General features: G+C 63.3%; 23 protein-coding genes. 11 read left to right on the forward strand and 12 right to left on the reverse strand.

Annotation, left to right across the window (positions count from 1 at the left end; all coding sequences use genetic code 11):
- Nucleotides 1-15 precede the first annotated feature (15 nt).
- Nucleotides 16-903 carry a cytochrome c oxidase subunit 3 gene (locus tag G4G71_RS02185; RefSeq protein ID WP_169935229.1) on the forward strand — a complete coding sequence of 296 codons (888 nt, stop codon included), beginning with the start codon at nt 16-18 and terminating at the stop codon, nt 901-903.
- A gap of 130 nt (nt 904-1,033) precedes the next feature.
- Here G4G71_RS02185 and G4G71_RS02190 read toward each other — a convergent pair whose 3' ends face one another.
- The gene (locus G4G71_RS02190) at nt 1,034-1,243 is read right to left on the reverse strand and encodes a twin transmembrane helix small protein (RefSeq protein WP_015474903.1); all 210 of its coding nucleotides are present in this window, start codon (nt 1,241-1,243) and stop codon (nt 1,034-1,036) included.
- A gap of 44 nt (nt 1,244-1,287) precedes the next feature.
- Here G4G71_RS02190 and G4G71_RS02195 point away from each other — a divergent pair, with 44 nt between their 5' ends.
- The 10 genes from G4G71_RS02195 to G4G71_RS02240 all read left to right on the forward strand — a co-directional run bounded on the left by G4G71_RS02195 (nt 1,288) and on the right by G4G71_RS02240 (nt 11,261).
- Nucleotides 1,288-2,052, forward strand: a complete 765-nt coding sequence (locus tag G4G71_RS02195; RefSeq protein WP_169935230.1) for an SURF1 family protein — start codon at nt 1,288-1,290, stop codon at nt 2,050-2,052.
- Nucleotides 2,030-2,593: a hypothetical protein gene (locus G4G71_RS02200; RefSeq protein WP_054910653.1), complete on the forward strand. Its 564-nt coding sequence runs from the start codon at nt 2,030-2,032 to the stop codon at nt 2,591-2,593. The genes G4G71_RS02195 and G4G71_RS02200 overlap by 23 nt, the downstream gene beginning before the upstream one ends.
- 43 nt (nt 2,594-2,636) lie before the next feature.
- Nucleotides 2,637-3,710 (forward strand): COX15/CtaA family protein, encoded by a 1,074-nt coding sequence (locus G4G71_RS02205; RefSeq protein WP_169935231.1) that lies wholly within the window; start codon nt 2,637-2,639, stop codon nt 3,708-3,710.
- 75 nt (nt 3,711-3,785) lie between these two features.
- Nucleotides 3,786-4,688, forward strand: a complete 903-nt coding sequence (cyoE, locus tag G4G71_RS02210) for a heme o synthase (RefSeq protein ID WP_169935232.1) — start codon at nt 3,786-3,788, stop codon at nt 4,686-4,688.
- A 107-nt stretch (nt 4,689-4,795) separates the two neighbouring features.
- A complete protein-coding gene (locus G4G71_RS02215) occupies nt 4,796-5,431 on the forward strand; it encodes an SCO family protein (RefSeq protein ID WP_054907496.1) in 636 nt (211 codons plus the stop codon).
- A 628-nt stretch (nt 5,432-6,059) separates the two neighbouring features.
- Entirely contained in the window at nt 6,060-7,178 is a 1,119-nt protein-coding gene (locus tag G4G71_RS02220) for a Re/Si-specific NAD(P)(+) transhydrogenase subunit alpha (protein ID WP_169935233.1), read from the forward strand.
- 83 nt (nt 7,179-7,261) lie between these two features.
- Nucleotides 7,262-7,576: an NAD(P) transhydrogenase subunit alpha part 2 gene (locus tag G4G71_RS02225; protein WP_015474896.1), complete on the forward strand. Its 315-nt coding sequence runs from the start codon at nt 7,262-7,264 to the stop codon at nt 7,574-7,576.
- A gap of 1 nt (nt 7,577) precedes the next feature.
- The gene (locus G4G71_RS02230) at nt 7,578-9,014 is read left to right on the forward strand and encodes an NAD(P)(+) transhydrogenase (Re/Si-specific) subunit beta (RefSeq protein ID WP_169935234.1); all 1,437 of its coding nucleotides are present in this window, start codon (nt 7,578-7,580) and stop codon (nt 9,012-9,014) included.
- A gap of 186 nt (nt 9,015-9,200) precedes the next feature.
- Nucleotides 9,201-10,697: an acetyl-CoA hydrolase/transferase family protein gene (locus G4G71_RS02235; protein WP_169935235.1), complete on the forward strand. Its 1,497-nt coding sequence runs from the start codon at nt 9,201-9,203 to the stop codon at nt 10,695-10,697.
- 357 nt (nt 10,698-11,054) lie between these two features.
- Nucleotides 11,055-11,261, forward strand: a complete 207-nt coding sequence (locus tag G4G71_RS02240; protein WP_015474893.1) for a DUF1127 domain-containing protein — start codon at nt 11,055-11,057, stop codon at nt 11,259-11,261.
- Nucleotides 11,262-11,332: 71 nt separating this feature from the next.
- On the opposite strand, the gene G4G71_RS02245 is transcribed toward G4G71_RS02240, so the two are convergent.
- The 11 genes from G4G71_RS02245 to G4G71_RS02295 form a co-directional block, all read right to left on the reverse strand.
- A complete protein-coding gene (locus G4G71_RS02245) occupies nt 11,333-12,490 on the reverse strand; it encodes a glycosyltransferase family 4 protein (protein ID WP_169935236.1) in 1,158 nt (385 codons plus the stop codon).
- On the reverse strand, nt 12,491-13,624 hold the full coding sequence (locus G4G71_RS02250) for a glycosyltransferase family 4 protein (RefSeq protein ID WP_169935237.1): 1,134 nt from the start codon (nt 13,622-13,624) through the stop codon (nt 12,491-12,493).
- Between the two features lies 1 nt (nt 13,625).
- A complete protein-coding gene (locus tag G4G71_RS02255) occupies nt 13,626-15,002 on the reverse strand; it encodes a glycosyltransferase family 4 protein (protein WP_169942473.1) in 1,377 nt (458 codons plus the stop codon).
- The gene (locus tag G4G71_RS02260) at nt 14,999-16,261 is read right to left on the reverse strand and encodes an ABC transporter ATP-binding protein (protein WP_169935238.1); all 1,263 of its coding nucleotides are present in this window, start codon (nt 16,259-16,261) and stop codon (nt 14,999-15,001) included. The genes G4G71_RS02255 and G4G71_RS02260 overlap by 4 nt, the downstream gene beginning before the upstream one ends.
- The gene (locus tag G4G71_RS02265; RefSeq protein WP_037011720.1) at nt 16,261-17,058 is read right to left on the reverse strand and encodes an ABC transporter permease; all 798 of its coding nucleotides are present in this window, start codon (nt 17,056-17,058) and stop codon (nt 16,261-16,263) included. Before G4G71_RS02265 ends, G4G71_RS02260 begins: the two co-directional genes overlap by 1 nt.
- Complete coding sequence (locus G4G71_RS02270; RefSeq protein ID WP_169935239.1) at nt 17,058-18,494, reverse strand: mannose-1-phosphate guanylyltransferase/mannose-6-phosphate isomerase; 1,437 nt, start codon at nt 18,492-18,494, stop codon at nt 17,058-17,060. Before G4G71_RS02270 ends, G4G71_RS02265 begins: the two co-directional genes overlap by 1 nt.
- Nucleotides 18,495-18,497: 3 nt before the next feature.
- Nucleotides 18,498-19,469 carry a GDP-mannose 4,6-dehydratase gene (gene gmd, locus G4G71_RS02275; protein WP_169935240.1) on the reverse strand — a complete coding sequence of 324 codons (972 nt, stop codon included), beginning with the start codon at nt 19,467-19,469 and terminating at the stop codon, nt 18,498-18,500.
- A 199-nt stretch (nt 19,470-19,668) separates the two neighbouring features.
- Nucleotides 19,669-20,574, reverse strand: a complete 906-nt coding sequence (locus tag G4G71_RS02280; RefSeq protein ID WP_169935241.1) for a GDP-mannose 4,6-dehydratase — start codon at nt 20,572-20,574, stop codon at nt 19,669-19,671.
- Nucleotides 20,575-20,715: 141 nt separating this feature from the next.
- Nucleotides 20,716-21,948 carry an acyltransferase family protein gene (locus G4G71_RS02285; RefSeq protein WP_169935242.1) on the reverse strand — a complete coding sequence of 411 codons (1,233 nt, stop codon included), beginning with the start codon at nt 21,946-21,948 and terminating at the stop codon, nt 20,716-20,718.
- Between the two features lie 73 nt (nt 21,949-22,021).
- Nucleotides 22,022-23,179 (reverse strand): acyltransferase family protein, encoded by a 1,158-nt coding sequence (locus G4G71_RS02290; protein ID WP_169935243.1) that lies wholly within the window; start codon nt 23,177-23,179, stop codon nt 22,022-22,024.
- Between the two features lie 54 nt (nt 23,180-23,233).
- Nucleotides 23,234-24,064, reverse strand: coding sequence for a class I SAM-dependent methyltransferase (locus tag G4G71_RS02295; RefSeq protein WP_169935244.1), 831 nt, complete (start codon nt 24,062-24,064; stop codon nt 23,234-23,236).

Genomic DNA, 24,064 nt, shown 5'->3' on the forward strand with positions numbered 1-24,064 from the left:
AGGAGAACAAGAGAGATGGCAACCCACGATCCCTATTACGTCCCCGCGCAGAGCAAGTGGCCGATCATCGCCACCATCGGCATGCTGGTGACGATGTTCGGCGTCGGCACCTGGATGAACGACATGAGCGCCGGCAAGGAGCACTCCCACGGCCCGTGGATCTTCTTCGCCGGCGGGCTGATCCTCGCGTACATGCTGTTCGGCTGGTTCGGCAACGTCATCAAGGAAAGCCGCGGCGGGCTCTACAGCCCGCAGATGGACCGCTCGTTCCGCTGGGGCATGAGCTGGTTCATCTTCTCCGAGGTGATGTTCTTCGCCGCCTTCTTCGGCGCGCTGTTCTACGTGCGCCACTTCGTCAACCCGTGGCTGGGCGGCGAAGGCCACCACGGTATCTCGCACATGCTCTGGCCGCAGTTCGAGACCGGCTGGCCGCAGCTGAGCAACCCGGACAACAAGCTCTTCCCGCCACCCAGGGAAGTGATCGACCCGTGGAAGCTGCCGCTGATCAACACCCTGCTGCTGGTCACCTCCAGCTTCACCGTGACCTTCGCCCACCACGCGCTGAAGAAGAACCACCGCGGCCCGCTGAAAATGTGGCTCGCGGCAACCGTGGCGCTGGGCGCGTGCTTCATCGTGCTGCAGGCCTACGAGTATCACGAAGCCTACAGCGAACTGGGCCTGACCCTGGGCTCGGGCATCTACGGCGCGACCTTCTTCATGCTCACCGGCTTCCACGGCGCCCACGTGACCATCGGCGCGATCATGCTGAGCATCATGCTGATCCGCATCATCCGCGGGCACTTCGACGCCGACAAACACTTCGGCTTCGAAGCGGCCAGCTGGTACTGGCACTTCGTCGACGTGGTCTGGATCGGGCTGTTCATCTTCGTTTACGTGCTTTAACGCCGGGGGAATTGCCGGACCTGTAGGAGCGAGCTTGCTCGCGAACCGCCCAACACTGAGGCATCAGGACAAAGCATTCGCGAGCAAGAACTGGGCGTCCCCCTCGCTCCTACGAAGAACCAAAGCGGAATCAGAAATGCCAGGGGGCGGAGCTGCCGAGTTGGCCGCTGAAGAAACCCCAGGCGATAAGAGCAACGGTCAGGGCAGTCAGGGTGACACGCACGGTCAGCGCGTTGACCACCCGCGAACCGTGGCCCTCGTCCTTGACCAGGAAGAACAGGCCACTGAACAGGCTGACGACGGTCGCCAGCAACAACAGAACGATCGCAGCTTTGAGCACTACCGGCCTCCTGTCCGCAGGGGACTGGGGTTGAGGGGGATGTCTTGCAGTATAGCCAGCACGCTACCGAGCACCGCCAAGGTCGCACCACGCGCGCCTTCCGGCCCGGCATCGCGCCGACCCTGGTGGTCCTCGCGCTGCTGCCGGTGCTGATTGGCCTGGGTTTCTGGCAACTCTCCCGCGCCGCCGAAAAGCGCACCCTCCTCGCCGCTGCCGAAGTGCAGCGCCAGCAGGACCCGATCAGCATCGCCGAGCTCGAGCGCCAGCCGCCGCGCAGCTACGTTCGTGTACGCCTGCAAGGCCAGCTCGACGCCGAGCACACCGCCCTGCTCGACAACCGCACCCGCAACGGCCAGGCCGGCGTCGAGGTGCTGCAACCCTTCTTCGACCGCGTCGGCCACCAGTGGCTGCTGGTCAATCGCGGCTGGGTACCCTGGCCCGACCGCCGCGTGCCACCGAAGATCGACACGCCCAATCATGACCTGCTGCTGGACGCCTGGACCTACGTCCCGCCGCCCGCCACGCCGAGCGCACCAACCGCCGGCTGGCCGCGCCTGATCACCCAGGTCGACGCGCCCTTCCTCTGGGACCAGCTCGGCCGTGAAGGCCAGGCCATGGAAGTCCGCCTGGAGCCGGGCGACGCCGCCTTCGACACCGACTGGCCGATCGTCGCCATGCCCCCGGAGCGCCACGTCGGCTACGCCGTGCAGTGGTTCGCCCTGGCCATCGCGCTCTCCGGCCTCTACCTCTACCTCGGCATCCGTCGCGCACGGGAGACCTTCGACCATGACCGCCATGACTCTGCCTGACTCCACCGCCCGCCGCCGCGGCCGGGTACAACTGCTGCTGATCCTCGGCATGGTGCTGGGGCCGATGTTGCTCGCCACTGCCATGTACAAGCTGCAGTTCTGGGTGCCGGAAGGCCGCAGTTACAGCGGCGACCTGATTGCCACCGGACAGACCCCGGCGGACCTCGGCGTACAAGCCGACAAGTCGAGCGAGCATTGGCAGTTGCTGGTCACCGCACCGGAAACCTGCACCAGCGATTGCCAGCAACTGGTCTACCTGGCGCGCCAGATCAACATCGGCCTCGGCCGCGAAGCCAGCCGCGCCGAACACGCGCTGGCCTTTGCCAAACCGCTGCCGGCCGAGTTCACCGGCCTGCTCGATAAGGACTACCCGCGCCTGCAGCGCCTGGGCCTGTCGCCCAACCAGCACACCGGCGCCCAGCCGCAGCTGTGGATCGTCGACCCGCACGGCAACCTGGTGCTGCGCTACGACGCCAAGGCCAACGGCAAGTCGATCCTCAAGGACCTGCAGCTGCTGCTGAAGCTGTCCAATATCGGTTAAGAGCTCGCCAGCCCCACGACAACAACAAGATCGGGAGCGACGCATGATCCAGGCAAGACGCAAACCCGCCTTCTACCTCGCCGTGCTGGCCACGGCGCTGGCCTTCGTGGTCATCCTGCTGGGCGCCTATACCCGCCTGACCCACGCCGGTCTCGGCTGCCCGGACTGGCCCGGCTGCTACGGCTTCGTCCATGTACCGCTGAACGAAGCGCAACTGGCCCACGCCGAAATGCACTTCCCCGACTCGCCGGTGGAGGCGCAGAAGGGCTGGAACGAGATGATCCACCGCTACTTCGCCGGCAGCCTCGGCCTGCTGATCCTCGGGCTGGCGGTGCACGCGCTGGTACGTCGCGGCCGCGACGGCCAGCCCATGCGACTGCCGCTGTTGCTGCTCGCCGTGGTGATAGCCCAGGCCGCGTTCGGCATGTGGACGGTCACCCTCAAACTCTGGCCGCAGGTCGTCACCGCGCACCTGCTCGGCGGATTCACCACGCTGTCGCTGCTGTTCCTGCTCAGCCTGCGCCTGTCCGGCGCCTTCGCCCCGCTGCAACTGCCTTCAAAACTGCGCGCCCTGGCTGCCGTCGCCCTGCTGATGGTGGTCGGGCAGATCGCCCTCGGTGGCTGGGTCAGCAGCAACTACGCCGCGGTGGCCTGCATCGACCTACCGATGTGCCACGGCGAGTGGTGGCCGAACATGGACTTCGCCAACGGCTTCCACCTCACCCAGCACATCGGCCCCAACTACCTGGGCGGCCAGCTCGACAGCGACGCCCGCACGGCCATCCACATGACCCACCGCATGGGCGCGCTGTGCGTGACCGCGGTGATCCTGCTGCTGGCCTGGAACCTCCAGCGCCACGGCCTGATCGGCATCACCGCGCTGATGCTGCTGGGGCTGTCGTTCCAGATCGGCCTGGGCATCAGCAACGTCCTGCTGCACCTTCCGCTGCCCGTCGCAGTGGCGCACAACGGCGGCGGCGCCTTCCTGCTGCTGATGCTGGTGCTGGTGAACTACCGGGTGCGCGCGCCCGCAACGAAACGCGTCGAGTTGCCCGCCGGCAGCCCGATCGCCCTGGACGCCCTGGAGCGCCCGGTGGCCTATCCCTCGCAGGGATGAGATTGCACGGTTGAGCACGACGGCCGGCCGGCGCCAAGGCGCGCCGGCCCCCATTCACCCGATGGAGAAATACCCATGGCCAGCGTCATCAGCACTTCCAGCCAAGCCAGCTGGCGCGACCTGCTCGAACTGACCAAACCCAAGGTCGTGCTGCTCATGCTGATCACCTCGCTGATCGGCATGCTGCTCGCCACCAAGGCCGGCGTGCCCTGGCAGGTACTGCTATTCGGCAACCTCGGCATCGGCCTGTGCGCCGGCGGCGCGGCAGCGGTGAACCACGTGGTGGACAGGCGCATCGACTCGATCATGGCGCGCACCCACAAGCGCCCGCTGGCCGAAGGGCGCGTCTCGCCACCCATCGCGTTGGGCTTCGCCATGCTGCTGTCTGTGGCCGGGATGGCGGTGCTGCTGGTATTCACCAATCAGCTGACCGCCTGGCTGACGCTGGCTTCGCTGCTGGGCTACGCGGCGCTCTACACCGGCTTCCTCAAGCGCGCCACGCCGCAGAACATCGTCATTGGCGGCCTCGCTGGCGCCGCCCCGCCGCTGCTGGGCTGGGTCGCGGTGACCGGGCAGGTCTCGGCCGAACCGCTGCTGCTGGTGCTGATCATCTTCGCCTGGACGCCGCCGCACTTCTGGGCGCTGTGCCTGCACCGCAAGGACGAGTACGCCAAGGCCGACATCCCGATGCTGCCGGTGACCCATGGCGAGCACTACACCAAGCTGCACATTCTGCTCTACACCCTGGTGCTGTTTGCCGTGACGCTGATGCCCTTCGCCATCCACATGGCCGGGCTGGTCTACCTGTTCGCCGCGCTGGCCCTGGGCGCGCGCTTCCTCGACTGGGCCTGGGCGCTCTACTGCGGCAGCCGACCCCATGCAGCGATCAAGACCTTCAAGTACTCTATCGCCTACCTGTTCCTGCTGTTCATCGCGCTGCTGGTGGACCATTACCTGCCGCTGCATCTGAACTACTGAGGCCGGTTCGCGAGCAAGCTCGCTCCTACAGGGGAGCTACCTGTAGGAGCGAGCTTGCTCGCGAAGCCCTTGGCTTCGCTCCAGACGTCCCGACCCACGAGTACCCCATGACCCGAGTCAACAAGACCGTCTTCATCCTCGTCGCCATCGTCGCCGTGATCCTCGGCCTCACCGTCCAGAAGGTGCTCAACCAGCGCCACCAGCTCGATCCGACCGTGCTGCTCGACGCCGGCATCGTGATCCTGCCGCAGACCCGCAGCGTCCCTGATCTGACCTTCACCGACCAGGACAGCCAGCCGTTCCAGACCGCCAGCCTGAAGGACAAGTGGTCCCTGCTGTTCTTCGGCTACACCTTCTGCCCGGACGTCTGCCCCACTACCCTGGCGCAACTGCGCGAGCTGCAGACCAAGCTGCCGCCGGAAGTGGCGAAGAACCTGCAGGTGGTGTTCGTCAGCGTCGACCCGCACCGCGATACCGCGCCGCGCATCAAGGAATACCTCGGCTTCTTCAATGCCGGCTTCAAGGGCATCACCGGCTCGGAAGAGAACGTGCAGAAGCTGGCCAACGCCATGAGCATCCCCTATATCCCGGCCGACACCAGCAAGCCCAACTACACCGTCGACCACAGCGGCAACCTGGTGCTGATCGGCCCGGACGGCACCCAGCACGGCTTCATCCGCGCCCCGCTGCACAACGACAAGCTGGTCGCCCAACTCCCCAGCGTGATCAGCGCCGCCAACTGATCCCCGCGACACCGTGTCTCACCCCCAACGGCCACCCGATACAGGTGGCCGTTGTTTTTTCTGCGTCATTCGTCTCGATACCAGACAAACGCAAACTTTCTGCTAAACCTCATCTCATGGCTCTGGCGCGGTGTAATACGCGGTCTTGAAGCTTCCGGATGATTTTCCTGACCCCGTAGTCAATGTAAAAAATCTGCTACAGAAAGTCAGGCATCAGGAATGACTCATACTCCATATTAGAAACATTAATTAACACCTATGCCTGAGCCTGTTGCAGGATTACCGGGCCTTTCGGTGGGCATGGGGAGCCTCTGATGGGTGGTCATTCACGGCGAGGATGACATTTCCGTCCGGTCACAATAGGCCATTAGGCTAAACGCCAGGGTCCACGCGGCCTCGGTGGTGACTGGAAAACTACGGGTCCGAACGTGACTTGTAGTTATCGCTTCGTACCACTCCAGAACTTCTTGATGCCCTCCAGGTTCGATTGCACAATGCCGCGGCCACCGGGTCACAGCCCGGACAGAGAATCAGCTCCTAGAACAAAAAATAGACCGTTGCCAGTTCAAAACCCGGGTCGCCAACGTAGTAGCCCGGACAATCCCAGGATCACGCAGGAGATTTGCGAGTGCAGATCGGTGTACCCCTCGAGACCCAAGCCGGTGAGACGCGGGTCGCAGCAACGCCGGAGACGGTCAAGAAACTGATCGGGCAGGGCCATCAGGTGGTCATCCAGAGCGGTGCCGGCGTCAGCGCCAGCCAGCCGGATGCCGCCTACGAAGCTGTCGGCGCGAAGATCGGCACTGCCGCCGATGCGCTCGGCGCGGAACTGGTGCTGAAGGTTGTCGCGCCCAGCGAAAGCGAGCTGGCGCAGATGAAATCCGGCGCCGTGCTGCTCGGCATGCTCAATCCGTTCAACAACGAGAACATCGCCCGCATGGCCGAACGCGGTATCACCGCCTTCGCCCTGGAAGCCGCGCCGCGTACTTCCCGCGCGCAGAGCCTGGACGTGCTCTCTTCCCAGGCCAACATCGCCGGCTACAAGGCCGTGCTGCTTGCTGCCCATCACTATCCGCGCTTCATGCCCATGCTGATGACCGCCGCCGGCACCGTTAAGGCTGCCCGCGTGCTGATCCTCGGCGCCGGCGTTGCCGGCCTGCAGGCCATCGCCACGGCCAAGCGCCTGGGTGCGGTGATCGAGGCCTCGGACGTACGCCCGGCGGTGAAGGAGCAGATCGAGTCCCTGGGTGCCAAGTTCGTCGACGTCCCCTACGAGACCGACGAAGAGCGCGAGTGCGCCGAAGGCGTCGGCGGTTACGCCCGCCCGATGCCGGCCTCGTGGATGGAGCGCCAGGCCAAGGCCGTGCACGAACGCGCCAAGCAGTCGGACATCGTCATCACCACCGCACTGATTCCGGGCCGCAAGGCACCGACCCTGCTGCACGAGGCGACCGTCGCGGAAATGAAGCCAGGCTCGGTAGTCATCGACCTCGCGGCATCGCAAGGCGGCAACTGCCCGCTGACCGAAGCCGACCAGGTGGTGGTCAAGAACGGCGTGACCATCGTCGGCCTGAGCAACCTGGCCTCGCTGGTACCGGCGGACGCCTCCGCACTCTACGCACGCAACCTGCTCGACTTCCTCAAACTCACCCTGACCGCCGAAGGCTTCACGGTGAACATGGAAGACGACATCGTCGCCGCCTGCCTGATGTGCCGCGACGGCCAGATCGTGCGCAAGAACGGCTGAGCCCTACGCCTTTCACGTAGCCGCCCTTCTTATATAAGAACTCGCCGGACCTCGCGTCCGGCCCTCAAGACCGGTGAGAAACTATGGAAGACATGCTGATCTCCCACGGCATCTACAACCTGATCATCTTCGTGCTGGCGATCTACGTCGGCTACCACGTGGTCTGGAACGTCACCCCTGCGCTGCACACCCCGCTGATGGCAGTGACCAACGCCATTTCCGCAATCGTGATCGTCGGCGCCATGCTGGCCGCCGCCCTGACCGTCACCCCGCTGGGCAAGGCCATGGGCACCCTGGCCGTGGCCCTGGCTGCCGTGAATGTGTTCGGTGGCTTCCTGGTCACCCGCCGCATGCTGGAAATGTTCAAGAAGAAAGCGCCGAAGGCGGAGAAGCACTGACATGAGCATGAACCTCGTCACCCTCCTCTACCTCATCGCCTCGGTCTGCTTCATCCAGGCCCTCAAAGGCCTGTCGCACCCGACCACCTCGCGCCGCGGCAACCTGTTCGGCATGATCGGCATGGCCATCGCCGCGCTGACCACCGTCGCACTGGTGTTCAAGATCAGCAGCGAGATCGCCACCACCGGCATCGTCTACGTGATCGTCGGCCTGCTGGTCGGCGGCACCGCCGGTTCGATCATGGCCAAGCGCGTTGAAATGACCAAGATGCCGGAACTGGTCGCCTTCATGCACAGCATGATCGGCCTGGCCGCCGTGTTCATTGCCATCGCCGCCGTGGTCGAGCCGCAGTCCCTGGGCATCGTGCAGAACCTGGGCGATACCATCCCCACCGGCAACCGCCTGGAGCTGTTCCTCGGCGCAGCCATCGGCGCCATCACCTTCTCCGGTTCGGTGATCGCCTTCGGCAAGCTGTCGGGCAAATACAAGTTCCGCCTGTTCCAGGGCGCCCCGGTGCAGTTCGCCGGGCAGCACATGCTCAACCTGGTGCTGGGTCTGACCACCCTGGGCCTGGGCCTGCTGTTCATGTTCACCGGCAACCTGACCGCCTTCGTCGTGATGCTGGCCCTGGCCTTCGTCCTCGGCGTGCTGATCATCATCCCGATCGGCGGCGCGGACATGCCGGTAGTCGTGTCGATGCTGAACTCCTACTCCGGCTGGGCCGCGGCAGGTATCGGCTTCTCGCTGAACAACTCGATGCTGATCATCGCCGGCTCCCTGGTGGGCTCCTCGGGCGCGATCCTCTCCTACATCATGTGCAAGGCGATGAACCGCTCGTTCTTCAACGTCATTCTCGGCGGCTTCGGCGCCGAAGCGGACGCTGGCGGCCCGGCCGGTGCCAAGGAAGCCCGCCCGGTGAAATCCGGTTCGGCCGACGACGCCTCGTTCCTGCTGACCAACGCCGACAGCGTGATCATCGTTCCCGGCTACGGCCTGGCGGTGGCCCGTGCCCAGCACGCGCTGATGGAGCTGGCCGAGAAGCTGACCCATCGCGGCGTCAACGTGAAGTTCGCCATCCACCCGGTTGCCGGCCGTATGCCGGGCCACATGAACGTCCTGCTGGCCGAAGCCGAAGTGCCTTACGAGCAGGTGTTCGAGATGGAAGACATCAACTCCGAGTTCGGCCAGACCGACGTGGTGCTGGTACTGGGCGCCAACGACGTAGTGAACCCGGCAGCGAAGAACGATCCGAAGTCGCCGATCGCCGGCATGCCGATCCTCGAGGCCTACAAAGCCAAGACCGTGATCGTCAACAAGCGCTCGATGGCCAGCGGTTACGCCGGCCTGGACAACGAACTGTTCTACCTGGACAAGACCATGATGGTCTTCGGCGACGCCAAGAAAGTCATCGAAGACATGGTCAAGGCCGTCGAATAAGACGACCGCTGATCCACAAGACACCGGCCTCGCGCCGGTGTCTTGCTTTCGGGCAACACGAAAAGCGCTGGACATTGGTAGTAAGAAGGCCCCGGCCGGGCGATTTTTCGACCTTGGTATAAGAGCCAAAAATCGCCGAGTCCCTAGACTGGCGGCCTCGCACTTCCTACTGCCCGAGGTTTTCCCATGTTCCGTGATCGCGTGCGTATGTCCTCCCTGCTGGACAAGGTGATGACTGCCGACCAGGCCGCGGCCCTTATCAAGGACGGCATGACCGTCGGCATGAGCGGTTTCACCCGCGCCGGCGAAGCCAAAGCCGTGCCCAAGGCCCTCGCCGAGCGCGCCAAACAGGAGCCGCTGCGCATCAGCCTGATGACCGGCGCCAGCCTGGGCAACGACCTCGACAAGCAGCTCACCGAAGCCGGCGTGCTGGCCCGCCGCATGCCCTTCCAGGTCGACAGCACCCTGCGCAAGGCGATCAACGCCGGCGAAGTCATGTTCATCGACCAACACCTGTCGGAAACCGTCGAGCAACTGCGCAACCACCAGCTCAAGCTGCCGGACATCGCTGTCATCGAAGCTGTCGCCATCACCGAGGAAGGCCACATCGTGCCGACCACCTCGGTGGGCAACTCGGCCAGCTTCGCGATCTTCGCCAAGCAGGTGATCGTCGAGATCAACGTCGCGCACAACGCCAACCTCGAAGGTCTGCACGACATCTATATCCCGACCTACCGTCCGACCCGCACGCCGATCCCGCTGACCAAGGTCGACGACCGCATCGGCAGCACCGCGATCCCGATCCCGGCGGAAAAGATCGTCGCCATCGTCGTCAACGACCAGCCGGACTCCCCGTCCACCGTGCTGCCGCCGGACGGCGAAACCCAGGCTATCGCCAACCACCTGATCGACTTCTTCAAGCGTGAAGTGGACGCCGGCCGCATGAGCAAAAGCCTCGGCCCGCTGCAGGCCGGCGTCGGCACCATCGCCAACGCCGTGATGTGCGGTCTGATCCAGTCGCCGTTCGAGAACCTGACCATGTACTCCGAAGTACTGCAGGACTCGACCTTCGACCTGATGGATGCGGGCAAGCTGCGCTTCGCCTCGGGCAGTTCCATCACCCTGTCCGCGCGCCGTAACGAAGAAGTCTTCGGCAACCTGGAGCGCTACAAGGACAAGCTGGTGCTGCGCCCGCAGGAGATCTCCAACCACCCCGAAGTGGTCCGCCGCCTGGGCATCATCGGCATCAACACCGCGCTGGAGTTCGACATCTACGGCAACGTGAACTCCACCCACGTGGGCGGCACCAGGATGATGAACGGCATCGGCGGCTCGGGTGACTTCGCCCGCAACGCGCACCTGGCCATCTTCGTCACCAAGTCCATCGCCAAGGGCGGCAATATCTCCAGCGTGGTACCGATGGTCAGCCATGTCGACCACACCGAGCACGATGTGGACATCCTCGTCACCGAGGAAGGCCTGGCCGACCTGCGTGGCCTGGCACCGCGCGAGCGCGCCCGGGTGATAATCGACAACTGTGTGCACCCGTCCTACCGCGATGCCCTGAACAGTTACTTCGACGCTGCCTGCGAGCGCGGCGGGCATACTCCGCACATCCTGCGCGAGGCCCTGGAGTGGCATATCAATCTGGAAGAACGCGGCCACATGCTGGCGGCGAGCTGATCCGGAGCCGCTTGCGGGTCATTCAGCAATGAATGGCCCGCCAGGGTTTACAGCCGGAAAAAAACCACGTAAAAACACTCCTGAACAGATTTTTATCCCGCTCCAACTGTTCAGTTTCCCCCGCCGCCAACCAGGCCGGCACATACAAAAAGCCACAGACGCCCACCGATTGCGCACCAGAATGGAGCGAAACGGTACAGTTCGCCCCGAAAAAGACCATTACAGTTCGAAATTACAATCGGCTGACCAACCGCAATACAGCACAACTGTACCTGTCATCTCTGACTGAAAAGTCAGATCATATGCTCAATCCATTCAGCAACTGACTACTCGCCACAAGCGAGAAGGATGACCACCATGGAACGTACCCTCGGTTCCGCAGCTCTGAGCACCACCCGTAGCACCTCCAGCGCCCACCGTGGCCTCGTCGGCACTGTTCGCCTGTGGCAACGCCGCATGGAAAGCCGCCGCCAGCTGGCCCGCCTGGACTCCCGTCTGCTGGCCGACGCCGGCATCAGCGAAGCCCAGCGTTACGCCGAACTGAACAAGCCGTTCTGGCGCTGATTCAACAGTACAACTGAGCCACACTCTCCAGGCTCGCCGTAACTGTACTGGTAGTTCTTTGCCCCGGCCGCTCAGCCAGAGCGGCCCTCGGGCAGCAGCCCTTCCTTCTCTGCTCTCTCGTCCAGTAAATCGCGATACAGATCTGCCCAGACACGCCCCATCGCATCAGCCGTGAACAGCTCCTGGTAGCGAGCTTCCGCCTGCCGCCCCATCTCTGCCGCCTGCTCGGGATTATCCCAACACCATTTCATCGCCTGCCGGAACGCCGGGGGATCGCTGGGTGGCACCACCAATCCGGTCACCCCATTGGCATTGATGAAGCTGGTGCCGGTGCCGATCTCGCTGGAAATCATCGGCTTGCCATACATCGCCCCTTCCAGAAGGGAAATGCCGAAAGCTTCCGAGCGCAAGTGCGAGGGGAAGACGATGGCCCGCGACAGCTGCAACAGGGCAACCTTGTCTTCCTCGCTCACCCGCCCGACAAAGCGTACGTGCGACTCGACGCCCAAGGCCGCGGCCTGGGCCTTCAATTGCTGCTCCAGCGGCCCGGCGCCCACTATCACCAACGGGTATCCGGTGCCTTGCACAGCGTCCAGCAGGACGTGCAGCCCCTTGTAGTAGCGCATCACACCGACGAACAGGAAGAACTGTTCCCCTACCTCACGCCGCCAGCGCTCGATGCATTCCTGTGCCGGGAGCGGATACGCCTGCTTGTCCAGCCCGTAGGGAATGACCACTGCCTTGTGCTGATAGCGGCGCAGGACCTCGCTGGAGCCCAGGTAGTTGGGAGAGGCCGCGACGATGCGGTCCACGCTGCCGAGGAAGCGGTGCATCAGCGGCTGGTACAGCTTGAACAGGTGCCGCTGGCGGACGATGTCCGAGTGGTAGGTCACCACCGTCGGCTTGTCGATGCCCGCCAACAGATGCACCAGATCCATGAACGGCCAGGGAAAGTGGAAATTGATGATGTCCGCTTCCGCCGCAAGCTTGCGGAACTGCGGTATGACGCTGTAGGAGAAGCCGGTGGAGGCCAGCTGGAGATCCAGACGCGCCCGGTAGACGGCATGCCCATCGACCATCAGCTCCGCTGGTTCAGGGTTGGCGCTCAGGGTGAGCACCTGGTGCTCGATGCCATGGTGTCGCCCCGTCCGGCAGAGCTGATTGATCACCTGCTCGATGCCGCCCACGGAATCCGGTAGATACGTCTTGAAGAAATGCAGTACGCGCATTCAGCCTCCCACAGCCATTCGGTAGGCGTCGCTGGTTATCCGGGCACAACGTTGCCAACTGAAGTCCCGGGCCCTCTCCAGCCCCAGCACCCGGCAACGCTGCCTGAGCGAAGAGTTTTCCTCCAGCTCCTGCAGAGCGGAGCACATCTCCTGCGGATCATGGGCATCGACATAGATGCCCGCCTCTCCCGCCACTTCCGGCAACGAGGAGGTTCGAGTCAGCAATACCGGTACCCCACTTGCCATCGCTTCGAGCACAGGCAGGCCGAAGCCTTCGTAGAGCGAAGGGAAGAGCAAGGCCCTTGCCCCGGCCAGCAACTCTGCCAACACATCGTCGCTCTGGTAGCCGAGCACCTTTGCCCAGCCACCTTTCACGGCGACATCCAGCGTCTCATCCAGTCCTTCGCTGCGCCAGCCTGGCATTCCGACTATCACCAACGGCAGGCGAGCGCGCAGCGACTCGGGCAGCAGGGCATGGGCACGCAGCGCGAGCTGGAGGTTCTTGCGTGGCTCCAAGGTTCCAACGCAGATCAGATACTGTCCCGCCGACAATCCAAACGCAGCCAGCGCAGGCGCCAGATCCGGGTTCGAACGAGGCCTGAAGCGTGGCGCATATCCCAACGGCGCGACCACCACTCGCTCATCCGGCAACGCGAAATGGCGGCGAATCTCTCCGGCGACATACTCGGAATCCGTCAGCACACATTGCGCCCGCTCGACGCCACGGCCGACATGGCGTTCGATCTCGGCCAGACGATCAGCGGGCTGGGTCTGCGGATAATGCACATGGGTCAGGTCGTGCAGGGTCATGACCATGGGCCCGTCGAACTCCAGCGGCCACAGAGTGGGCTCGTGGTACAGGTCGATCGAGCGCTGGCGCAGCCCGCGATCGAAACTGCCCTGCTCCAACCAGCGACGAATGCGGTAGGCACCCGGCACCCGCTTGGCCAGCGCTGTACGGCGGGAATAGCCGGGCAGCGATGCAGGAGGGAGATCGACGGCCCATTGGCGCCCCAGGAAAAGCTGCAGGCTGACTTCGGCCTGGTCCTGCAGCGCCTGCGTCAAGGCAGACACATACTGGCCGATGCCGGTTTTCGGCGCCTGGAGGATGCGGGCGTTCAGGGCGACGTGCACGCTACCCCACTTCCACTTCGGTCGCAGACTGCGCTTGCCTGCGCGATGTCAGGGCGCCCAGCACGCGGCTGACCAGTTGCCGGCTGGCATCGCGCCAGGTCAGCCAGCTCCAGTCGGCGCTCGCACGGCTTGCCGGGAAGCGATCGCTGTTCTCGAACTCCTGCACCAGTTCAGCCAGGCTTTCCGGGCGCTGCAGATCGAAGTAGGCCACGAAGTCGCCTCCTACCTCGCGGAACACCGGAATGTCGCTGGCCATCACAGGCAGGTTGCGCTGCATGGCTTCCACCAGCGGCAGGCCGAAGCCCTCGACGTAGGACGGGAAAACCAGCGACCGGGCATTGGCGTAGGCGTACTCCAGGCCCCGGTCATTGAGTTTGTTGAACATGAACAGGCGCTTGTTCAGCTCTGCGTGGCCACGGATGCGCGCCATCAGGTCTTCGCACTTCCAGCCATAGCGGCCGATGATGCACAGCCGCGCGGAAGAACCGGCCGCCCACAGTCGCTCGAAGGCATCGAGCAGGTACGCATGGTTCTTGCGCGGCTCGATGGTGCTGACCATCAGGTAGACCGGGGCACCGTCCTCGAACATCTGCACCAGTTTGCCGTCCAGCTGCGAGTCATCGTGCACCAGGTCCAGTTCCGAGCCGAGGTAGAAGTGCTCGAACCAAAGGCCCTGTGCAACCTCCTCGCCTCGACGACGAACGATCTCGGCGCGCACCTGGTCGCGGATGGTGGTGGAGATGCAGATGAAACCGTCGGCCATTTCGACGATCCAGTCGAACCAGCGGTCGAACACCTTAACCAGGCCGGCATCGCAGAATTGCGGGTGGGTGCAAGGAATCAGGTCGTAGATTACCGAGATCATCCCGACGCCTTTCGCCTTGAGCTTTTCAGCTACCGGGAAAAAGTCGGCGTGCCAGGACGAATCGAGCAGCAGCAGTTGGTCGCCGGGCTGGACGTCCAGCGGCTCCAGACGTTCGGGCACAATGTGATTGCGCGACGCGAACATGGCAAAGCGCAATGGCAGAGTGATCGCCAGGCTGGCGATCTTGCACAGCACATAGAGCGCCCGGCGTGCATTGTGATAACGATTCATCGGCCAGCGCCGCTCCAGGCTCGCATGGCGAACCCAGTAATCGTTGCGCCATTGCTCCAGCGCGATCTTCATGCGGCTGTGCCAAGGCAGCTCCTCGGTCGACAGCGGCGCCAGGTGCAGTACCCGATGCATGCAGCCATTGATGAAAGCCACCGGAATGCATTCGACCCCGCCTTCGGCATCCTCAAGATGGCGGATGACGTTACGCACCACGCGCTGGATACCGGAATTCACGTGCGGATGTTCGAAGACATAGGTGCATTCGACGAGCAGGCGCATCAGGAGTGCTCTCCACTGCGTTGAACCAGGGAATCACTGGGGAAGTGCTCGATGCTGGCGCGGGCGTCCAGCCAGGAATAGCCGATGAAGTTCTCGCGGGTGCTGTTGACCACATGGAAGATCATCGCGCAGTCCCGCCACTCGTAGTTGCCGTCCAGGTGCGAATCGAGCCGCGAAAGGCTCAGCGACACCGAATAATTGCCGGCCCCCAGACGCATGGGAAACGCATAGCGGTAAACTAGCCGGTCCCCCACCCTCAGGCCCTTCTGTACCTGCTTGAGGCGGTGCGAGTTTATGCCGTACATCGCCTGGCCGAGCCGGTCCTTGAGCATGAAGCCGAGGACCAGGCGATCGACGTCCTGGCAGACCCGAACGCCGACCTCCAGCACAACGTCGTGGCCGACCTCCACCAGGTCGATGTCCTTCCCATCAGCGTCGAGCAGCCGCACCGACTCGATTTCAGCCTCACCGGTGCCGGAAATGGTCCGAGCCTTGCCGTTGGCCAGCATTTCCTGGCGCACGAGGTGGTTGAGCCCCTCGCCCATGCGCGCGTGGTAGTAGTCCATGACCATTTCCGGATCGCCCTGCATCGCCACCTGGCCGAACTCCAGCAGCACTGCGCGATCGCAGATGGACTGGATGGAGAAGCGGTCGTGGGAGACGATCAGCAATGTGGTGCCGGCGCGGCGGAAGCTGCGGATACGCTCGAAGCTCTTGTGCTGGAAATACGAATCGCCGACCGACAGAGCCTCGTCGATGATCAGCACGTCCGGTCGCCGCGCGGTGGCCACGCTGAACGCCAGGCGCATCTGCATGCCGCTGGAATAGGTGCGCACCGGTTGGTCGATGGCGGCGCCGATTTCGGCAAAGGCTTCGATCTCCGGAAACAGCGCGTCGATCTCTCCGCGCTGCAGCCCGAGCAGTTGCGCGGCCATGTAAACGTTCTGCCGACCGGTAAACTCCGGATGGAAACCCATGCCCAGTTCGAGCAGGGCAGACACCGTTCCGCCCACCTCGCAGGTACCGCTGGTGGGCTGGGTAGTGCCAGTGATGATCTTGAGCAGGGTGCTCTTGCCCGCTCCATTGGAGCCGACGATGCCGACCGCCTCGCCCGGCTCGATCTCCAGGGAAATGTTCTGCAGGACCCAATGCTTGTGATGCCGCGGCGTGCCGCCGGGAGCAATCCACTCGACCAGGCGCGACCAGCGCTTGGGGTACTGACGATAGGCCTTGCCCAGTTGCTGAATGCGGATATGGCCCATCAGAGTTCGTCCACCATTTCACCTGCGCGGGCGCGGTACAAGGCCATGGCCAACACGCACAGCAGCACTCCGGACACCGCAACCGGCAGCAACTGCGATAGCTGCGGCCACTGGCCGTGGAGGAATAGGTTCTGGTAGGCCTGCATCAGGCCGGTCAGCGGATTGAGCTGCACCAGCCGGCCAATGGATTCCGGCAGGATGGTCAGCGGGTAGACGATGGGGGTAAGCCAGAACCAGAACTGCAGGAGAATCCCGAACAGTTGCCCGACATCGCGGAAGAACACGTTGAGCACGCCGACCAGCATGCCCAGGCCGACGGCAAACACCAACTGCAACGCCAGCAGCAGCGGAAACGACAGCAATGCCACGCCCGGCAGGCGTCCGGTGATCAGCAGGAAGCCAATGAACAGGGCGAAGATGATGGCGAAATTGAGCAACGCATTGCAGACGCTCACCACCGGCAGGCAGAGGCGCGGGAAGCTCAGCTTCTTCAGCAGGTTGGCGTTCTCCAGGAACATGTTCAGGCAGCGGCTGACCACTTCGGAGAACAATCCCCAGGTAAGCAGGCCCGCGCACAGGAACACGCTGTAGGCCATCTTGTCGTCCACGCCCGGCAGGCGCGCGCGCATTACTTCGGAGAAGATCACGGTGTACACCAGGATCATCGCCAGGGGATTGAGGACGGTCCAGGCCGCCCCCAGCAACGAGCCGCGATAACGCGACTCGAACTCTCGACGCACACTGCCCGCGATGAAGCCGCGGTACTGCCAGGTGCCTTTCAAACTGCTCAGCGACATCAGACGATCCTGCCGTAAATATCCTCGAAGCGGACAATATCGTCCTCGCCCAGGTACTCCCCGCTCTGCACCTCGATCATCACCAGATCAATCACGCCAGGGTTCTCCAGGCGATGGCGATGACCGGCCGGGATGTAGGTCGACTCGTTACTGTTCACAAGGCGCACCGACTCACCATTGGTGACCTTGGCCATTCCCTGCACCACAACCCAGTGTTCACTGCGGTGATGGTGCATCTGCAGCGACAGCGCTGCGCCGGCCTTGACCACAATGCGCTTGATCTTGAAGCGCGGGCCTTCCTCGAGGACGGTGTAGGTGCCCCACGGCCGGCTGACGGTCCGATGCAGGCGATATGCTTCGTTGTCGGTGTCCTTGAGCTGTTTGACCACCTTGCGCACATCTTGTGCGCGATCAGCCCGCGCCACCAGAATCGCATCGGCGGTCTCGACCACGACCAGCCCCTCGACGCCCACGGTGGCGATCAGCCGACCTTCGCTCTGTACGTAGTTGTCACGGCTATCGACGAAGATGGCATTGCCGGCGGCGCGGTTGTTGTCGGCATCGGCGTCCACCAGGGCGCTCATGGCAGTCCACGAACCGATGTCGCTCCAGTCGAATGCCGCCGGGATCACGGCGACGCGGTCGGAACGCTCCATCAGCGCATAGTCGATGGAGATGTCCTCCAGCGCGCAGAAATGCTCCGAGGGCAGCTCCTGCTGGACCAGGCTGCCGAAGTCCGCCGGCTGGCTGGCCATCTGGCAGGCGATGGCCTGCTCGAGCATCTGCGGAGCATATTTTTCCAGCTCGCTGATGAAGGTGCCGACGGTGAAGCAGAACATGCCGGAGTTCCACAGGAAGGTCCCCGCCTGCAGAAAGCCCTTGGCGGTGTCCAGGTCGGGCTTTTCGACGAAGCGCTTCACGCGGCTGCCACCCTTGGAGTCCAGGGTGTCCCCCATCTCGATGTAGCCGAAGCCGGTTTCCGGTGCGTTGGGCACGACACCGAACGTCACCAGCTGTCCTGCTTCCGCCAGCTCCACCGCGTGCTCGACACAACGGGCGAAGACCTCGACGTCACGGATCAGGTGATCCGCCGGCATCACCACCATGGTGACGTCGTCGCCGTGCAGCGCACGCAGCGCCAGCGCGGCGACTGCGATGGCCGGAGCGGTGTTACGCCCGGCCGGCTCGAGGATGAAGTGGCCTCGCTGGCGCAGCTTGGTCGACTGGAAATGGTCCTTGCTCTGGAAGTAGTAGTCGCGATTAGTCACCGTGACGATGTGCCCGTCCGCACCCAGCAGGCTGGCCGCGCGCCGGTACGTCTTGCTCAGCAGCGACTGCCCGTCGGGCATCGCCATGAACGGCTTGGGCTGGCCTTCTCGAGAGACCGGCCAGAGCCGGGTGCCGGCTCCACCGGAAAGGATGACGGGGACGAGCATGGATCACTCCTTGTCAACGCGACGCAGGTCGGCGTCGACCATCATGTGGATAAGGTGCTCAAGGCTGGTCTTCGGGCTCCAGCCCAGCACGCGCTCGGCCTTTCCAGGGTTGCCCAGCAGCACATCCACTTCCGCCGGGCGGAAGAACGCCGGGTCGATGACCACATGATCCTGGTACTTCAGACCTACATATTCGAAGGCGATGCGGCACATATCGCGGACGGTGGTCGTCACGCCGGTGGCGACCACATAGTCATCCGGTTGATCCTGCTGCAGCATCAACCACATGGCCTCGACATAGTCGCCGGCAAAGCCCCAATCGCGCTTGGCGTCGATATTGCCCAGGCGCAGTTCGTTCTGCTTGCCCAGCTTGATGCGGGCCACCGCGTCGGTGACCTTGCGGGTCACGAACTCGATGCCGCGCAGCGGCGATTCGTGGTTGAAGAGGATGCCGCTGGAAGCGTGGAGCTTGAAGCTCTCGCGATAGTTCACAGTGATCCAGTGGCCATAGAGCTTGGCCACACCATAAGGACTGCGCGGGTAGAACGGGGTGTTCTCGTCCTGCCGCTCGGCCTGGATCAGGCCGAACATCTCGCTGGTGGATGCCTGGTAGAAGCGGGTTTCCGGGCTGAACTGGCGGATGGCTTCCAGCAGGTGGGTCACGCCCAGGCCATCGACGATACCGGTGGTCACCGGCTGGTCCCAGGAGCTACCGACGAAACTCTGCGCACCCAGGTTATAGAGCTCGTCCGGCTTGGCCTTGATGACCGCCCGCTGCACGGACGAGGCGTCTGCCAGATCGCCGTCGAGGTAGACCACCTCGGACTCGATCCCCAGCTCACGCAACCGCCAGCGCGTATCGCTGCTGCGTCGGGCTACCAGTCCGTGGACCTTGTAGCCCTTTTCCAGCAGCAGCTTCGCAAGGTAGGCGCCATCCTGTCCGGTCAGGCCGGTGATCAGAGCACTTTTTGTCATTCTTCTAGCATCCGTGATGGCTCGCAGATGAAAGCGCTGCGAGCTCGTTGTAGTTATGCCGGAGACTCGATCGGTTTCCACCCGTACGTGCCTCCGAGTACTGCAAGTTACCTGTGACCCCATTCCCCCTGGCAGGCCTGGTGGGGTCTTGAACCGGCGGCGGAAACGCCGCCTGGTCGCCAATACTCCGCGACCGGTATCACTCCTGCAAAGCGCGGACATCCCAGTCAGCCAGCACATCCAGCAGGATCTGCTCCATCCCGTGGACCGGCTTCCAACCGGTGTCACTCTGCAGCTTCACGCTGCTGCCGCGCACACGCCTCTGCTCGGCCTTGCGCATCCTTTGCGGGTCCTGGCGGATCTGCAGATCCACTCCTGCCAGAGAGGCCATCTGGCCGATCACGTCACGCAGGCGATATTCCTGGCCCGAGCAGACGTTGTATACCTCCCCCGAACGCCCTTTTTCGAGCAATGCGAAGTAGGCCGCCAGCACGTCACGTACGTCGAGGAAGTCGCGGGTGACGTCGATATCCCCCACCTCGATGCACGCATCCTGTAATCCATGACGAATACGCGCGAGTTGTCTTGCAACCGCCGGTATCACGAAATCGGCCTTCTGGCCCGCGCCCACATGGTTGAACGGACGTGCCACCATCATGCGCCAAGGCTCGGTGAAGCTCCACTGCTGACAGAGCAGCTCCGCCGACAGTTTGCTCACGCCGTAGGGATTTCTGGGGCGGGGCAACTGCAATTCGGTAATCGGCAACTGATCCTCACCCACCTGCCCATAGACATCCCCGGAACTGACGTAAAGAAAGGCTCCGGAGAAGCCGCAACGCTTGAGGGACTCGAGCAGGTTCAGCGTGCCGATCAGGTTCACCTGCAGGGTTCCAGCAGGATCACGAAACGCCTGCGGCACGAAGGTCTGACCAGCCAGGTGGATCACGGCATCCGGCACAGCATCACGCAGGTACTCGTCGAAAGCTCCCGGCTCGCACAGGTCCAGGCGCGGTAGCTCCATCAATTGCCATTGCGGCCCCAGCGACGCTTGCAGCTGGGAGCCGACGAAACCGGAAAGCCCTGTTACCAGTAGTCGCTTGTTCAAAGGCCAGTCTCTCTGATTGTTCTCAAGGAAAGGAACCCAAAATGGCTGACCGGTTGGTCACGAAAAATCGACGACAGCTTTCACCTGCCATGCCCCGGAAACAGCTCGGAAGTCCGCAGCGACCGCATCAGGCAATACTACTCATTCGGATGCCCGCACGTTCGGCGCTTGTGCTCGGCTTTCCTCGAGCGGCTGCGTGTCCGGATGGGGGGCGTCCACGACAGCGGTGCCGCCGGCAAACCGCTCCAGCCGCTCCCGCGCAATCCGTGCACCTTTGCGCCGCAGGGGCTCCTCGACGAATCGGTAATTCAATTCGCTGGCAGCCAGCGCAATCACCAGAGCCGTCACCACCAGCTCCGGGGTGAATGACTTGTCGAGCTCGACGCCCTGTGCGGCGGCGTAGCGATACCAAATCTCGCGGCTCAGGTGATAGGCGCAGATATGGATGACATAAAGGCCATACGAACGCGAGCCCAACCAGAGCAGCGGACGCGAGAGCAAAGCCGGGCAATACAAGTAACCTTGCTGGTAGCTGGCGACCCACACCAGCAGCAATGCCACAATGGCGACCAGCCCTACCGCGACCGGCATCGCGATCAGCTGTCCGGGGATCGCCCCCAGCAGGTAGAACAGCACGACCACGAATGCCAGGCGCATCCAGACGCTCTTGCCCAGGAAGGTGGGCTCGAACTGTCGAAGCAACGGTGTGCGACCTGCCAGGCAGAGCAGCACGCCCCACATCATCGCGTCGAGCCGGAAGGAGTTGAGCATGGCACTGGTCGGTGTGCCGAACATGTTGCGGTCCAGGCCGAACTGCAGCGCGATCAGCCCCAGCAGCAGCCCGACACGCCAGCGGAAGGCCGTCACGCAAAGCAGGAAGAACGGCAGTATGAAGTAGAACTGCTCTTCCAGCGCCAGGCTCCAGTAAACCGCATTGGGCCCCAGCAGGCCGTTGTACTGATTGGCCAGGTTGGCAGTGAACGTCGCCACAGCAGTGAAGCTGCGCAGGTTGTCGAACCATGAACCAAAGGCGCCGCTGCGGTTGAAAGCCAGCGACAACGCCAGGGGAATCAGGATCCACAACCAGGCGGTCGGCAACAGCCGGTAGATGCGCCGCAACCAGAAGCTCTGGGCGGCAATGGCGTAGCTGCCCTGCTGCCGGTGCTGGTCGAAATAGTCCAGATAGCTTCTGCAGACGATATAGCCGGAGATGCAGAAGAACAGGTCGACGCCCGACCAGGGCATATACAAATTGAAGAAATTGAGGAAAAACGCTTCGTAATAGGGCAACAGCATCGGCACGTGGCAAAGCAGGGTCATGCCGATGGCGACAGCCCGCAGGTACTCGATCTCCGGGTTTTTTCCCTTATTCATGCGTACTCCTCGACTTTTCCCACTTCCCGCACGAGCAGTCGCCTCCCGACCAGCGCTGGCCACTGATTCATGATCACCGTCCCAGCCCCTGCTCCACTGCCATGCATCGTGAGGCTTCGGCCAACTCGCCCGATACTCGTCGGGCCATCAGGGCCCCGTGGCGGCGAAGCGGCGTTTCCAGCAGGCGGAAGTTCAGCTCGCTCAGCAGCACTATCAGCGCTGTGGCGCACAACACGAAGGGATAGAAAAAGCGGTCATCCACCGGCGTCTGCGGATACAGGCGCGACCAGAACTCGCGGGTGGCGAAAAATGCCGGCACATGGATGAGGTAGATGGCATAGGAGCGCGTCCCGATCCAGATGGCCAGCCGGCGCAGGTGGCCCGCGGGCATGAACAGGTCCGCGTCATAGGACGCCATCCATACCAGCACGATGGAGCAGACCGCCACCAGGCTGAACTTGTAGGCCCCCACGTCGAGGGTATCCGACCAGAATGCCCCCATCAGCACGCTGATCGCCAACAGCACCAGACTGCCGCCACGCAACGGCAGGAAGGCGCGCAGACGCTCGTACGATGCTGTCCGGCTCCAGATCGCCAACAGCACCCCGAGCATCAGCGCATCGCTGCGGAACATCACCATCAGTAGTCCGCGCGTCGCAAACAACTGGTACACCACCAGAATAATCAGGACATGGACGATCCAGCGACGAGCCAGCAGGGCGAGCAGCGGCAGCAGAATGTAGAACTGCTCCTCCAGTGACAGGCTCCAGTAAACGAAGCTCGCACCGTACTCGTTGCGCATGAAGGTCTCCGCAAATCGCCAGTTGGCAAACTGCAGGACACCGGCATAGGTGGCATCCAGATTGGCGTCCCAGGTACCGAACACACCCGAGCGATTGAAATACACCACCGCCAGCAGTACCACCGCCAGCCAGAACCAGGCCGAAGGCAACAAGCGCCAGGCACGGCGAACCCAGAAGGCGAGGGTACAGCGCCAGGCGTTGCCTGCCTGAGCGGCGGCCCGCAATCGCGGCAGCAGATCGCGAGCAATGACGAAACCGGAAATGGCGAGGAACAGGTCCACACCAAAGCCTCCGGAGAAATGCGCGGTCAGCGCATCGAAGCGCGGTGAAGCCCAGGAAATCAGGTTTCCATGGGCGTGATGCAGCACCACGAAGAGTACCGCGAAGGCGCGCAGGATCTCGATGTCGGCAATCCGTCCCTTGCTCATCCGTTGCTCCCTGCCCCGCCTCGCCAGCCGTTCATGTCCGATACGACTCCTGTCTCACAGCGGCTTGCGCGCGATGATCGCCTGGCTCTTGGGCATCGCCCGATCCAGCGCCTTCTTGATGCGCGGCCCTTCTTCCGTGGCGAGCATCATGTTCCAGGTGCGCGTCCAGCTATCGAGCAGAGGGTGCCAGGGCGGCGACAGGTCCTGTTTGCAGGCCCAGAAGAAGAACCACCACACCGACCAGTAGAAGCCGTAATGCGCCTGGCGCTCGATCACCAGGCCAGCGTCGCGGATCAACTGCTCGAAAGCCTCGCGCTCGAAGACACGGATGTGGTTGGGGTGCTCGAAGTAGGCGGCAGGAGCCAGTTCCTTCTGCACGCTTTCACCCAGCGGATCGGGCACGGTGATCAGGTAGAGTGCACCGGGCTTGCCGACACGGACCAGTTCGCTCATGAACTGCGCAGGATCCTCGACGTGTTCCAGCACTTCCATCGCCACGACCTTGTCCACCCGCGCATCCGGCAAGGGGATCGGATTGGCGTCGGTGACCAGGGGCAGCATGGCGCGGGCATTGGACCCCTGCAGTGCCCGCTCGACGCCGGCCACCTTGTCGGCATCGATGTCGGCGAAAATCACCTCGGCGCCGCGCTGCGCGCAGAACTGCACGAAGGGGCCATCGCCACAACCGATATCCAGCACCGAGTCCTGAGCGCTGATCGGGAATCCCTCGAACAGCTCATCGGTTTCCTGTTGGAACCAGCCACTGAGGTAGGTATCGGTCAGCGTCGACAGATCCTCCGCCGGCGCTGCAGGAGGCGGCGCGGCCTCCTGCAGTTGGGTGACGGGCGCCTGCTTGCGCCCCAGGCTCTTGATGAACTCCAGCAT

Origin of the sequence: Pseudomonas multiresinivorans (assembly GCF_012971725.1) — a bacterium.
Classification (GTDB): Bacteria; Pseudomonadota; Gammaproteobacteria; order Pseudomonadales; family Pseudomonadaceae; genus Pseudomonas; species Pseudomonas multiresinivorans.